Genomic DNA, 12,371 nt, shown 5'->3' with positions numbered 1-12,371 from the left:
CTCATCAAGTCGTACGCCTGGCAAAGTCTAGGGAGACGCCCGGCGGTGGCCAGCCCAGCCCTCCCGGCGCCGGCCAAGGCCGGCAAATGACCACGCTGAGCAGGTCTGCAGCACCCGAGCCATGCATCGACGCCTGGTCCGATGCGGCATACCTGCTCAGCGTGGTCATTTGCCGCGAACCACCGGGGCACCCGGGTCGGATCGGCAGCCGCCAGGCGCACGCTGGGCCCGGGCAGAGGCGTAGAGGCAGACGGCGGCCGCAGTAGCGAGGTTGAGGCTCTCGGCGCGACCGTAGACAGGCACGCGGACCACGGCATCGACCAACCCACGTGTCGCCGACGGCAGGCCCCAGGCCTCGTTGCCGAAGATCCAGGCCGTCGGCCCGGCGAGCAGGCCCCGCTCACCCGCGACTTCCAGGTCGATCTCGCCCGCGCCGTCGGCGGCGAGCACCCTCACCCCTCCCGCCCGCAGCGAGGCGACCCCCTCGGCCGCCGGCATGCCTACCGCGACCGGGAGGTGGAACAGGCTGCCCGCGGATGCGCGGACACATTTCGGGTTGTAGACATCGACCGAGGCGTCCGTGAACACGACCCCGTCAGCGCCCGCAGCGTCCGCGCACCGCAGGACCGTGCCCGCATTGCCCGGATCACGAACCTGCGCCAGGACCGCGACCAACGAGGGCGCCGCGTCTACTACCTCGGAATAGGCCACGTCGACAAAGCAGCACACCGCCAGGACACCTTGCGGGGTCACCGTCTGCGCGAGGCTGTCGAAGACCTCACCGGACACCAGGCGTACGGGGACGTCGCCTCGCTCGGCGGCGGCGATCAACTCGGGATAACGCTGCGTCGCCGGAGCCGTCGCGAAGAGCTCCCGCACTATGCCGGGAACCGCGAGCGCCTCGCAGACGGCCTGCGGGCCCTCAGCCAGGAACTGTCGGCCCCGCGACCGGAACGCCCGCTTCACGAGGCGCCGTGCAGCGACCACACGGCTGGCGCGCAGGTCGGTGAGCTCCGGGCCGGCCACGGACATCAACGTCGGTCGCGAATCGTCGGTGTCGTACGAATCTGCCGTCAGGCCGCGGCGTCGGTCTCGGCGGGCAGTGCCTTCCTGGCCACCTCGACCAGTGCGGCGAACGCCGGGGCGTCGGTGACGGCGAGATCAGCGAGGATCTTCCGGTCCACCTCGACGCCGGCGGCCTTCAGACCCTGGACGAACCGGTTGTAGGTCATGCCGTTCTGCCGGGCCGCGGCATTGATCCGGGTGATCCACAGCCGCCGGAAGTCGCCCTTGCGCGCCCTGCGGTCGCGGTAGGAGTAGACGAGGGAGTGGGTGACCTGCTCCTTTGCCTTGCGGTAGAGGCGCGAGCGCTGGCCGCGGTACCCCTTGGCCCTCTCGAGGATTTCGCGACGCTTCTTGTGGGCGTTGACCGCCCGCTTCACGCGTGCCACTGGCGTACTCCTTGCTCGGGTGTGCCGCGCACAGCTGGAACGCGGCGTGGTTCATGGTCGGGTCTGGTGGGACGGCCCTGGGAGTCGGTGGTGGTACGACCGCCGTCAAGGGCCTGAGGCCGTGCGGCCGCGTCAGCGCGCGAGAAGCCTTTTGATCTTCTTCTTGTCAGGGGAGGCCGCCTCGACGGCCGGCGCGAGTCGCCGCGAAACCTTGGCCGCCTTCTTCTCCATCTTGGCGCTCCGGCTCGCCCGGTTGTGCATGAGCTTCCCGCTGGCGGTCACCCGGAAGCGCTTCTTGGCCCCGCTGTGGGTCTTCATCTTCGGCATGGTCGTCCCTTGGCTGGAGGCGTCGAGGGCACAATGCGCACCCGACGTGATGCTTGGTCGTACGTGGCCGCCGGTCAGGGACCAGATCCCCGGCCGGGCGACCCGGTGGTGGTGTTACTCGACGTCCGCCGTCTGTGGCGTGCGCTCGGCCCGCTCCTGCGGTGCGGTCCGCTCGGCGCGTTCGGCCACCCGGTCCGCCTCGCGTTCGGCGGCCCGGCGGGCCTTGTCGGCCTCGATGTCTGCCCGCGCCTCCGACTTCCGCTTGTGCGGCGTGACGACCATGATCATGTTCCGGCCGTCCTGGCGGGGCTGGGATTCGACATACCCGAGATCGTCGATGTCTTCGGCCAGTCGCTGCAGGAGCCGGAAGCCCAGTTCGGGCCGGCTCTGCTCGCGTCCACGGAACATGATCGTGATCTTGACCTTGTCCCCCTGGCGAAGGAACCGCACCACGTGACCCTTCTTGGTCTCGTAGTCGTGCGGGTCGATCTTCGGGCGGAGCTTCATCTCCTTGATGACCGTCTGGGCCTGGTTACGTCGAGCTTCCCGGGCCTTTTGAGCGGTTTCGTACTTGAACTTTCCGAAGTCCATCAGTTTGCAGACCGGCGGCCTGGCCGTCGGGGCGACCTCGACAAGGTCGAGATCCGCCTCCTGCGCCAGGCGCAACGCATCGTCGATACGTACGATGCCGACCTGCTCCCCTGCAGGTCCGACGAGTCGGACCTCGGGAACCCGGATCCGCTCATTGACGCGAAGCTCTGTGGCGATGAGGACCCTCCTGGGTGGTAGACGATGGCTGGCGGCCGCCGGTCCGGACACCTCGCAAATGGTGAGAACACGAAAAAGGCTCCCGTGCTCTCGTCACGGAAGCCATCACCCGGTGCATGCGGTGGGCACCAGCCCGAAGACCGGAGTGCCGCACGGGCCGCCTGGTAGCACTCGCGAGGAGCGCCGGGCGGCCGGCCGGACCCGACGATCACTGCCGATCGCTGCGGGTGGGAGATGACCTCCGCTTTGGGACCTGGTCGGGTACGCGGAACGCACCTGGCCAGATCGGCCGGCTGTAAGCCTACCAAAGCTCTCAGCGTCTGCTCGTCCGCGCCTTCTCGCCGGTCGAGCGGTAGGGCGCCGACGCTTCGGCCGAGAACCGCCGGACGAACGCCAGGCCCACGCCGGCGCCGTCGACACTGGTGCGTTAGGGCGAGACGATAGCCGGTCCGAGGAATCGCGAGTATCGGTCATCTACGCTTGCCGGCCGTGGCTGAGTCCCGCGACCGCACGAGCCCCGACCCGGCGGTAGGTATGTCACCGGAGACCTCCGCCGGCGTGGTGCATCCACTTGCCGCGGTGGCCCGACACATCCTGGTCGAGGCGCCGCGTCTCGGTCCGGTGCGGCTGGTCTGCGTCGACGGTCCGACCTGTTCCGGCAAGACAACCCTCGCCGGCAAGCTGGCGAAGGTACTCGGCGACGTCCCGGTGGTCCACATGGACGACCTGTACGAAGGATGGGACGGGCTGCCTGGTGTGGCGGCCCGGCTCGAGACGTGGTTGCTCGGCCCGCTGCGTACCGGCGCGCCGGCGCGCTACCGGCGCTACGACTGGACCGCCGGCACGTTCGCCGAATGGCATGCCGTCCCCGCCTGCCCGGCGCTGGTCGTCGAGGGCGTTGGCTCCGCCGCGCGAGTCGTCGACGGCCATGCCGTCTGCAAGATCTGGGTGGAGGCACCGACCGAGACCAGGTATGCCCGCGGCACGGTCCGCGACGACGGCGGCTTCGGGCCTTACTGGGACACCTGGGCAGCGGCGGAACGCCGACATTTCACCGTGGAGCGGACCAGGGGCCGGGCGGACCTCATCGTCGACGGCGCGCCGACGGTGGCGTACGACCCGGAGGCCGAGGTCGTCGTCACGGCCTGGCGCCGGTGACCACCCCCTCCCGACCCGCCACTGCAGGGCCACACCTCACGGGTCGGCTCGTCGGTACGGATCAGCGCATCAGGACAGACCAGCGCATCAGGACAGACCAGCGCATCAGGACAGATCAGCGCATCAGGTGGACGGATCAGCGCCCCGGGCCGGGTCGGCGGCTGAGAACGGGTCGTGGTCGGCGGTAGCCTCCGCCGCCTCAACCTCGTCGAGCCATTCGAGGACCGCGTCCGTGTGTTGGCCCAGTGTCGGCGGCGCGAGGTTGGCTTCCTGCCCACCGGCATAGGCGTTGTCGTCCAGCCGGATCGCCGGTCCGGGAATCGCGATCCGGCCCAGCGATGCGTGCTCCACGTCGACCACCAGACCCTGGGAGCGCGTCTGATCCCATGCGTACACCTGGTCGAGCGTCTTGACCTCACCGGCAGGCACCCCGACCTCCGCAAGCTTGGGCAGCAGGCGGTCGGTCGGCCACTGTGCGAACGCGGCCTCGACGGCGGCGATCACCGCGTCCCGGTTGCCGACGCGGTCGGCGTTGGATGCGTACCCCTCGGCGTCCGCCGGGAGGTCGAACGCCGCCGCGAACCGTCGCCACAACCCTTCGCTGCCCACGGAGATCTGGACGATGCCGTCGGCCGCGTGGAACAACCCGTAGGGACAGATGGACGGGTGGTGGTTGCCCTGGGCGTGGGCGACCTCGCCCGCCACGGTGTAGCGAGTTCCCTGGTAGGCGTGCACACCGACGATCGCGGCGAGCAGGGACGTACGCACGATCCGCCCGCGCCCGGTGCGGGCCCGTTCGTGCAGGGCCGCGACGACACCGTAGGCGCCGTACATCCCCGCCAGCAGGTCGGCGATCGGCACCCCGACCCGGATCGGCTCTTCCGGACTCGGCCCGGTGATGGACATCAGCCCGCCCTCCCCCTGGGCGATCTGGTCGTAGCCGGCGCGCATACCTTCCGGCCCGTCATGGCCGAACCCGGTGATGGAAAGGACGACGAGCCGCGGGTTGAGCCTCGTCAGCTCGTCCTCAGCAAAGCCGAGTCGGGTGAGTACGCCGGGCCGGAAGTTCTCCACGAGCACGTCGGCCTGGCGTAGCAGGCGGCGCAGCTGCCGACGGCCGTCATCGGACTTGAGGTCGAGGGTGATGGACTCCTTGTTCCGGTTGCAGGACAGGAAGTATGTTGCCTCGGGTGCGGCCTCCGGTCCGACGAACGGTGGACCCCAGCCGCGAGAATCGTCACCTCCGTCTGGGTTTTCGACCTTGATCACGCGCGCGCCGAGGTCGCCGAGCATCATGGCGGCGTGCGGACCGGCGAGGGCCCGGGACAGGTCGATGACAAGAACGTCCGACAACGGTCCGGGCACGAACGCACCTCTTTCCCTCGGCTTCACATGTCATCACAGCTGGATCGCCACCAAGGCCATGGCATCCACCACCACATCTACACCGTCGGTTCGGAGCTCGTCGAGGACGCCGCCCTCGCGTTCGTGTCCGCGACGACCTGCGTCGGGCTTGTCGACCTTTCCACACAGCGCGCCGATTACTACAGTGCGGGGCCGTACAGCTACCAATGGAGGTGTCACCGCTGTCCTGGTTCAGGGGTCTCAAGGCACTTGGCCTACTTCTCTGGCGAGCAGACCGGTCTCTCATGGTCTGGATGGCGATCCTCACCCTCGTGCTCGGCCTGCTGCCCAACGCGACCGTCCTCGCGACCGGCATGCTCGTGGGCGCACTTCCGGCGGCCGTCGACGAGGGAATCGCCTCCACCGCCGGACGCCACGCCCTGGTCGCCCTCGGTCTGGTGACGGCCGGCTTCTTCGCCAGTGGCCTCGGCCTCGCGTTCGCGCGACTGCTCTGCGAGGTCATGAACACCAGGCTCATGCAGGTGGTGTCCCACACCGCCGGAACTGCGTACCTCGCGCCGAAGAACATCGCCGAACTCGAGAGCCCCGAGGTGGCCGGAGATCTCGACGCCATCCGCGACTTCGAACGCACCGGCCTCTACGTCCAGACCGCCTGGGCGCTCCGCATCCTCGTCTCCATGCGCATCGCCGGTATCGGGGCCGCTGCCATCCTCGTCACCTTCGCCTGGTGGGCTCCCGTCGTCCTGATCGCCGGCTGGTTCGTCGCCAACCGGGGCGCGAGCCGGTGGATGGAACGCGGTTTCGCCGCCACCAGAACGGAGGGTGGTGGCCAGCTCCGACGGTCGGAGTACCTTCGCGGGCTGGCCACGGGACCCTCTGCCGCCAAGGAGGTACGCGTCTTCGGGCTGTCCGAGTGGGTCGTCGCCGAATACACGAGGACCTGGCTGGAGGCGATGTCGGCGGTCTGGCGGGCACGACGTACCAACGTGCGGGGCATCGCCCTCGGTACCACCGCTGTCGTCGGTGCGTATGGCGTCGTGTTCGCGGCACTGGGCTGGCAGGCCAGCCAGGGCGACCTGAGCGTCGGCGCTCTGACGGTGTACGGCCTGGCGGCACTCGGCATGGGCGAGTTGGGATTTCTGGGTGAGCCGCAGTGGCGGGTGAGGCGGGCGGCGGCACTCGCCCGCCAACTCCTCGATCTGGAGAAGCGCCTCGGTGTCGATGACAGGGCCAGTTTCTACGACAGGGCCAGTTTCTACGACAGGGCCAGTTTCTACGACAGGGCCAGTTTCTACGACATGGCCGGTGTCGACGGGCCCGCTCCGCGGCGGGACGGCGATCCCCCACTTCGTCCGTCCACGGCAGGCGGGCCGGCTGACATCCGTCTCGAAGGGGTCCGCTTCAGCTACCGCGGCGGGAGCCGGCCGGTGCTCGCAGGTCTCGACCTCCACGTCCCCGCGGGTCAGTCCCTCGCCATTGTCGGCCTCAACGGTGCCGGCAAGACCACGCTGACCAAGCTGATCTGCGGACTGTACGCGCCAGACGCTGGACGCGTCAGCGTCGACGGCAGGGATCTGCGTACGTTCGATCCCGCCGAGCTCCGGACCCGTCTGGGTGTCATCTTCCAGAGCTTCATCCGGTACGAACTGTCGCTCCGCGAGAACGTCGGGTTCGGCAGTCTCGACCTTCTCGACAAGCCGCACGAGCTGGAGTCGGCTCTCCGCGACGCGGGTGGCCTCGACCTGCTCGCGGAGTTGCCGGCCGGATGGGACACGATTCTCGCCCGTGGCTACCCCGATGGCGTGGACCTGTCCGGTGGACAGTGGCAGAAGGTCGCGCTGGCCAGGGCGCTCGCGGCCATCCGGGGCGGAGCCGGGCTGCTGATCCTCGACGAGCCGACGGCCAATCTCGACGTACGCGCCGAGGCCGAGCTCTTCGACCGGTTCCTCGCCCTGACCCGCGACACCACGACGATCCTGGTCTCGCACCGGCTCTCCAGCGTGCGCCATGTCGACCGGATCGTGGTTCTCGACGGCGGCAGGGTTGTCGAGGACGGGAGTCACGACGAGCTCATGGCGACGGGTGAGACCTACGCGACGATGTTCACTCTGCAGGCCCAGCGCTTCGACGATGAGCCGAAGGACCGGGAAGCTGCCGTGGAGGGGACCGCACATGCGTGAGCGTTGGCGGGAGATCTCCCTGCTGGTGCGTACGGCCGTCCGTACGGATCCGTGGCGGTCGCTGGGCACGACGTTGGAACCGCTCGGCGCGTTGATGTACCCCTTGTTCGGTTGGTTTCTCGGCGTCCTCGCAGACGGCGTACTCGACCGTGACGGCGCCCAACTGGTGGCTGGCTCGATCGGTCTGCTCGTCACCATCGGACTGCGGTATGTCTCCTCCTACGTCGCGACGGGCATCCGGGTGCGGCTGTCCGAGCGGGTGGGTTTCGCGTTCGACCGCGAGATCAGCCGGCTCTCGAGCGAGCTGCCAGGGATCGAGCACCACGAACGCGGCGACTACCAGGACCGGATCGAGCTGCTACGCCAGAGCCAGGGCGTACTCGGCCAGTCGCTGAACAGCCTCGTCACCACGACGACGGCGCTGGTCGGTGCCTTGGGGACTGGCGTGGTGCTGCTGATGCTCCACCCGTTCATCCTGCTGCTGGTGCTGTTCGCGCTTCCGGCGTTCCCGATCGCGAGCCTCCAGCAGCGTTGGCATGCCGCGGCGGAGGCGGAGTCGGCCACACCTGGGCGGTTGGCCCGCCACCTGCGTGGTCTCGCCGTCGACCAGGCCGCCGCGCCGGAGCTGCGGGTGTTCGGCCTGCAGCGTGAAGTGCTGGGACGGATGAACTCAGCGTGGGCCGACGCCCGTCGTCCCATCCACCGGGCACAGGTGAAGGAGACCTTCACCGGCGGCCTCCGTTCGTTGCTCTTCGCGGTCGGGTTCGCCCTCGCGGTCGGGTTCGTGTTGTGGCAGGCCAGCCGCGGCGCGGCAAGGCCCGGTGAAGTGATCACCGCTGTGATCGTCTGCGAACGCGTGCAGAACCAGGTGCTCGGCCCGGCGTACAGCGTGGCCGGGCTCGGCCGGGTGCTCCGTGCGGCAGGCCGACTGCTGTGGCTCCAGGACTACGCGGCGAAGGTCATGGCAGGTGGCACCGGCACACTGCCCGCACCGGCGCGGCTGGACGAGGGAATCCGGTTCGAGCACGTGTCCTTCCGGTATCCCGGCACCGACACCTGGATCCTGCGGGACGTGTCGATCCACCTGCCGGCCGGCAGTGTGGTGGCACTGGTCGGCGAGAACGGTGCCGGCAAGACGACGCTGGTCAAGCTGCTCTCACGGATGTACGAACCCACCGAGGGCAGGATTCTCGTCGAGGGCCTGGACCTCGCGCGGATCGACCTCGCGCAGTGGCGGGCCAGGCTGTCCGCGGCGTTCCAGGACTTCGCCCGCTTCGAACTGCTCGCACGTCACGCTGTCGGTGTGGGTGACCTCCCGCGTTATGACGATGCCGGGGCCGTCCACGACGCCCTGGAACGCGCCGGCGCGAGCGATGTCCTCGAGCGCCTGGACAACGGAGCGGACACCCAGCTGGGCTCGAGCTGGCCCGGCGGAACCGACCTGTCGACCGGGCAGTGGCAGAAAGTTGCTCTGGGGCGGTCGTCGATGCGCTCCGAACCCCTGGTCCTGTTCCTCGACGAGCCGACGGCGAGCCTGGACGCACCGACCGAACACGCCCTGTTCGGGCGGTTCTCGGCGGCGAGCCAGGCCGGGACGGCGCACGGCGCGATCACCGTCCTCGTCTCGCACCGGTTTTCGACCGTGCGCTCGGCGGACCTGATTCTCGTCGTCGACGACGCCAGGGTCAGCGAGTGGGGCAGCCACGACGAGCTCATGAAGCGCGCCGGCCTCTACGCCGAGCTCTACACCCTGCAGGCCGACGCCTACCGCTGAGCACCGCAACCGGCCGCCGAGACCTGGAGCACGCCGGGGCCTTCCTCGCGGCCGGTGCTGACGGCATGCAGTGCCGAGGAGGTGCTCTCAACCGGGACCTATGCCGCGCTAAAGGGCGGACTCGACTACTCCGCACTCAACGCCCGCGCCGGCACACCGTAATCTGTACCGCACGTCTGGCCGGTGCAACGACGCACAGCTCGCTTCAGGCGTACTCATCAGATGAGGAAACGCTTACGCGGCGGCGATGCCGCGTGGCACGATGACCTGCACTACCGGCCAGGCGACGGGCACTCCGGTTCCACCGCGGGCTCCGGCTGCGCCGACCCTGGCCGATGCAGGTGACGTGACTGGAGGATGCTCATGCGTTTCGCGTACTCCGCAGAGAGCGACCTCGGTCATGTGCGCGACAACAACGAAGACGCCGCCTTCGCCGCACCACACCTGCTGGTCGTCGCCGACGGCGTGGGAGGTCAGGCGGCCGGGGAAGTCGCGTCGGCCACGGTCGCGTCCGTGATGAGCACGATCTCTCTGCGGGCCATCACCTCACCGGGGGATCCGGTGGACCTGCTCGTCGTCCTCCGCCAGACGATCGAACGCGCCCTCCATACCCTCAGCGACGGCGTGGACGCGGACCAGGCACGCGCCGGCATGGCGACCACAATGACCGCGATCCTCACCGACGGTACGAGGTTCGCCCTGGCGCACGTCGGGGACTCCCGCGCGTACCTTCTGCGCGCTGGCGAGCTCACGCAGCTGACGACCGACCACACCTACGTCCAGGTCCTCCTCGACAAGGGATCGATCACCCCGGAGGAAGCAAAGGTCCATCCACACCGGTCGGTCGTCACCCGCTACGTCAACGCCACCGACCGGCACGAACCGCAGCTCACCATGCTCGATCTCCGGGAGGGCGACCGGCTGCTGCTGTGCAGTGACGGGCTCACCGACTTCATCTCCGACGAGCGCCTCGGTGCTGACCTTGGAGGGATGCCAGCCGACGGAGCCGCGGAGTCGCCCCCCACCGCCGCGACCTCGCCCGACGAGGCGGGTGGGTCACCGAAGAAGGTCGGTGGCTCACCGGACAACGCGGTGGAGCGGCTCATTTCGTCCGGTCTCGCCGCGGGTGGGCGGGACAACATCACCTGCGTGGTGGCGGACGTCGAGGCCCATGACCTCGACCTGGAGAACCGGCCGACGGCCCGGCGGATCGGAGCCCTTGCCGACCCGGAGAACGTCATCGACCTCGCGACGGCCGAACGCGCCGGATAAGAACCGCGGCTCCGCCGCGGCCTCCACTCGCCCGCCGGCACACTTCCCCGTGATCATGACGGTAGGACGCGTTCCGGGCATGCTGCGACTGCACCGGCCGTCACCACCGCGTAAGTGAGAGGACGAGCCGACCTGTAAGCCGGATTCTGTGATCGGCGGCCATCCCTCTAGGGACACCGTTGCCGGTGACCTCCAGCGGCCTACCCGCAGGCTCGGGCGGGCAGCCCTCGAACGCCTGCGCGGGCGCGGACACCGAAGCGTCCGTACCCTTCTTGGCCTTGCTCCAGGTGGGGTTTACCGAGCCGTCCGGGTCACCCCGGACGCTGGTGGTCTCTTACACCACCGTTTCACCCTTACCCGCACCCCCGGTCGAGCATCGTCGACCAGGGGCCGCTGGCGGTTTGCTTTCTGTGGCACTGTCCCGCGGGTCGCCCCGGGTGGGTGTTACCCACCACCTTGCCCTACGGAGTCCGGACTTTCCTCGGCGGGACACAGACCGCATGGGTCCCGCATCCCGACGCGACCGCCCGGCCGGCTCGTCCTCCACCAAGCGTAGCGAGCCGGGCGAGCGCCACGATTCCCGACGCCTACTGCACGGCCCCGTGGCCGATGCGGCATCCCATGCGGGGAAGCGGTCAACCGAGCCGGAAGGCCAACCATCTACTCCGCACCAAACGCGGCACGCGGTCGCCACGCCGTTCACGCCAACTCGAAATGCAGCCGACGCCGGACGACGGCCCCATCAACGAGCCGCAGGCCGACCCGGTTGCCGAGCGGGAGATCACGGCCGGCGCCCCGCGCCTCAATCGGTGGGTGCTGCAGCAGCGTCGGGTCGCCGGCGCTCGTGAAACCCGTGCGGCCGAGGGTGGTCAGCTGGGTGCCGAATCGACGACGCCGTACGAACGAAGAGAGGCCATCCCGTCGGCGTACCACCGGACCTCGCTTCGCGAACCCGGCGGCAGCTCCATCCGGAAGACGGCGCGGAGCGGGACGTTCAGGGCGAGGCAGACGAGCAGTTTGATCGGCGTCACGTGCGTCACGACGGCGATCGTCCGACCGGCGTACGAGCTCACCAGCCGCTCGAGCGCGGCCCGCACACGTAGATTCACCGAGTCGAAGGACTCCCCGCCCGGCGGCGCCACCGTTGTCGAGGCCAGCCAGTCCTCGAGCGCCGCGGGCCAGCGCGCCCGCACCTCGGAGAAGGTGAGGCCGTCCCACTCGCCGAACGCCGTCTCGGCCAGCCCGTCCTCAACGGTCGCGGAAATCCCGAGCGCGCCGGCAATGACGCCGGCGGTCTCCCGCGTGCGCCGCAGCGGTGAGGTCACCAGCGCGTCGACGCCACGACCCACGAGCGCGGCGGCGACGTCCTCGGCCTGCTGCCGCCCCCGGTCGGTCAGCGGCACGTCCTCGCCGCCGGATCCGCTGAACCGTTTGGCGAGCGAGCGGGAGGTCTCACCGTGCCGGACGAGAATCAGGGTCGTCGGCGGGCTGGAAGTCTCGCCCCATCCGGTTTCAGGCACGCTCGACCGGTCCCCCGGCGCGGGTTGCGGCACGACCGTGGGTTGCCCACCGTGGTCGGGCGGCGCGACAGCGGTGGTGGTGGTGGCGTCGCCACCGAGCACGGTCCAGATCGGCTCGCCACCGTCGAGCACCCGGTTGAGCAGGGCGTCGGCGGCTGAGTTCCGCTCCCTCGGCACATGGGTCCACGTGACGTGGGCCGGCACCAGGCGCCGCGCCTCCATGGCGAGCTGGCGCATGTCGGCGTGCTTGATCCTCCAACGGCCCGCCATCTGCTCGATGACGAGCTTGCTGTCCATCCGTACCTCGACGCTCGCCTCCGGATCGACCTCGCGGGCGAGTTGGAGGCCGGCGATCAGGCCGCGGTACTCGGCGACGTTGTTGGTGGCCGTCCCGATCGCGTCGGCCGCCTCGGCGAGGACGGCGTGAGACGCGGGATCGCGGACCAGTGCGCCGAAGGCGGCCGGACCTGGGTTGCCGCGCGAGCCACCGTCGGCCTCGACGATGAGTGTGCGACGGCCCGTCGGTGCCGTTGGAGCAGTCATCGGACCGACTCTC

At 69.5% G+C, this 12,371-nt stretch carries 10 protein-coding genes and 1 other RNA gene; 4 read left to right on the top strand and 7 right to left on the bottom strand.

Features of this window, described 5'->3' with window-relative positions; genetic code table 11:
* Positions 1-165: 165 nt before the first annotated feature.
* The 4 genes from ABN028_RS07135 to infC all read right to left on the bottom strand — a co-directional run bounded on the left by ABN028_RS07135 (position 166) and on the right by infC (position 2,597).
* Positions 166-1,026 (bottom strand): TrmH family RNA methyltransferase, encoded by an 861-nt coding sequence (locus tag ABN028_RS07135; RefSeq protein WP_349329244.1) that lies wholly within the window; start codon positions 1,024-1,026, stop codon positions 166-168.
* A gap of 47 nt (positions 1,027-1,073) precedes the next feature.
* Positions 1,074-1,451 carry a 50S ribosomal protein L20 gene (rplT, locus tag ABN028_RS07130; protein ID WP_349329243.1) on the bottom strand — a complete coding sequence of 126 codons (378 nt, stop codon included), beginning with the start codon at positions 1,449-1,451 and terminating at the stop codon, positions 1,074-1,076.
* A 132-nt stretch (positions 1,452-1,583) separates the two neighbouring features.
* The gene (rpmI, locus tag ABN028_RS07125) at positions 1,584-1,769 is read right to left on the bottom strand and encodes a 50S ribosomal protein L35 (RefSeq protein ID WP_502877591.1); all 186 of its coding nucleotides are present in this window, start codon (positions 1,767-1,769) and stop codon (positions 1,584-1,586) included.
* Positions 1,770-1,892: 123 nt separating this feature from the next.
* A complete protein-coding gene (gene infC / locus ABN028_RS07120) occupies positions 1,893-2,597 on the bottom strand; it encodes a translation initiation factor IF-3 (protein WP_349329241.1) in 705 nt (234 codons plus the stop codon).
* A gap of 438 nt (positions 2,598-3,035) precedes the next feature.
* On the opposite strand from infC, the gene ABN028_RS07115 reads away from it, so the two are divergent.
* Positions 3,036-3,704 carry a uridine kinase family protein gene (locus ABN028_RS07115; RefSeq protein WP_349696034.1) on the top strand — a complete coding sequence of 223 codons (669 nt, stop codon included), beginning with the start codon at positions 3,036-3,038 and terminating at the stop codon, positions 3,702-3,704.
* A 123-nt stretch (positions 3,705-3,827) separates the two neighbouring features.
* Here ABN028_RS07115 and ABN028_RS07110 read toward each other — a convergent pair whose 3' ends face one another.
* Positions 3,828-5,069 carry a CaiB/BaiF CoA transferase family protein gene (locus ABN028_RS07110; RefSeq protein ID WP_349329239.1) on the bottom strand — a complete coding sequence of 414 codons (1,242 nt, stop codon included), beginning with the start codon at positions 5,067-5,069 and terminating at the stop codon, positions 3,828-3,830.
* 293 nt (positions 5,070-5,362) lie between these two features.
* On the opposite strand from ABN028_RS07110, the gene ABN028_RS07105 reads away from it, so the two are divergent.
* From ABN028_RS07105 to ABN028_RS07095, 3 genes are all read left to right on the top strand, one after another.
* The gene (locus ABN028_RS07105; RefSeq protein ID WP_349696033.1) at positions 5,363-7,249 is read left to right on the top strand and encodes an ABC transporter ATP-binding protein; all 1,887 of its coding nucleotides are present in this window, start codon (positions 5,363-5,365) and stop codon (positions 7,247-7,249) included.
* Entirely contained in the window at positions 7,242-9,023 is a 1,782-nt protein-coding gene (locus ABN028_RS07100) for an ABC transporter ATP-binding protein (RefSeq protein ID WP_349696032.1), read from the top strand. Before ABN028_RS07105 ends, ABN028_RS07100 begins: the two co-directional genes overlap by 8 nt.
* Positions 9,024-9,386: 363 nt before the next feature.
* Positions 9,387-10,295, top strand: a complete 909-nt coding sequence (locus tag ABN028_RS07095; protein WP_349329235.1) for a PP2C family protein-serine/threonine phosphatase — start codon at positions 9,387-9,389, stop codon at positions 10,293-10,295.
* A gap of 119 nt (positions 10,296-10,414) precedes the next feature.
* Here ABN028_RS07095 and rnpB read toward each other — a convergent pair.
* Together rnpB and ABN028_RS07085 are read right to left on the bottom strand one after the other, a co-directional pair.
* Positions 10,415-10,834: RNase P RNA component class A (gene rnpB / locus ABN028_RS07090), an RNA gene on the bottom strand.
* A 330-nt stretch (positions 10,835-11,164) separates the two neighbouring features.
* Positions 11,165-12,358, bottom strand: coding sequence for a bifunctional RNase H/acid phosphatase (locus tag ABN028_RS07085; protein WP_349696031.1), 1,194 nt, complete (start codon positions 12,356-12,358; stop codon positions 11,165-11,167).
* Positions 12,359-12,371: the final 13 nt, after the last annotated feature.

It is taken from the genome of Actinopolymorpha sp. B17G11 (assembly GCF_040196095.1).
Classification (GTDB): domain Bacteria; phylum Actinomycetota; class Actinomycetes; order Propionibacteriales; family Actinopolymorphaceae; genus Thermasporomyces.
The sequence above is the reverse complement of the archived record's forward strand: the minus strand, read 5'-3'. Positions and strand labels throughout refer to the sequence as shown.

Bases quoted from the DNA above. Each gene is read 5' to 3' on its own strand.
- rpmI (WP_502877591.1), bottom strand. From the start codon at position 1,769: ATGAAGACCCACAGCGGGGCCAAGAAGCGCTTCCGGGTGACCGCCAGC.
- ABN028_RS07100 (WP_349696032.1), top strand. From the start codon at position 7,242: ATGCGTGAGCGTTGGCGGGAGATCTCCCTGCTGGTGCGTACGGCCGTC.
- ABN028_RS07105 (WP_349696033.1), top strand. From the start codon at position 5,363: ATGGCGATCCTCACCCTCGTGCTCGGCCTGCTGCCCAACGCGACCGTC.
- ABN028_RS07085 (WP_349696031.1), bottom strand. From the start codon at position 12,358: ATGACTGCTCCAACGGCACCGACGGGCCGTCGCACACTCATCGTCGAG.
- ABN028_RS07095 (WP_349329235.1), top strand. From the start codon at position 9,387: ATGCGTTTCGCGTACTCCGCAGAGAGCGACCTCGGTCATGTGCGCGAC.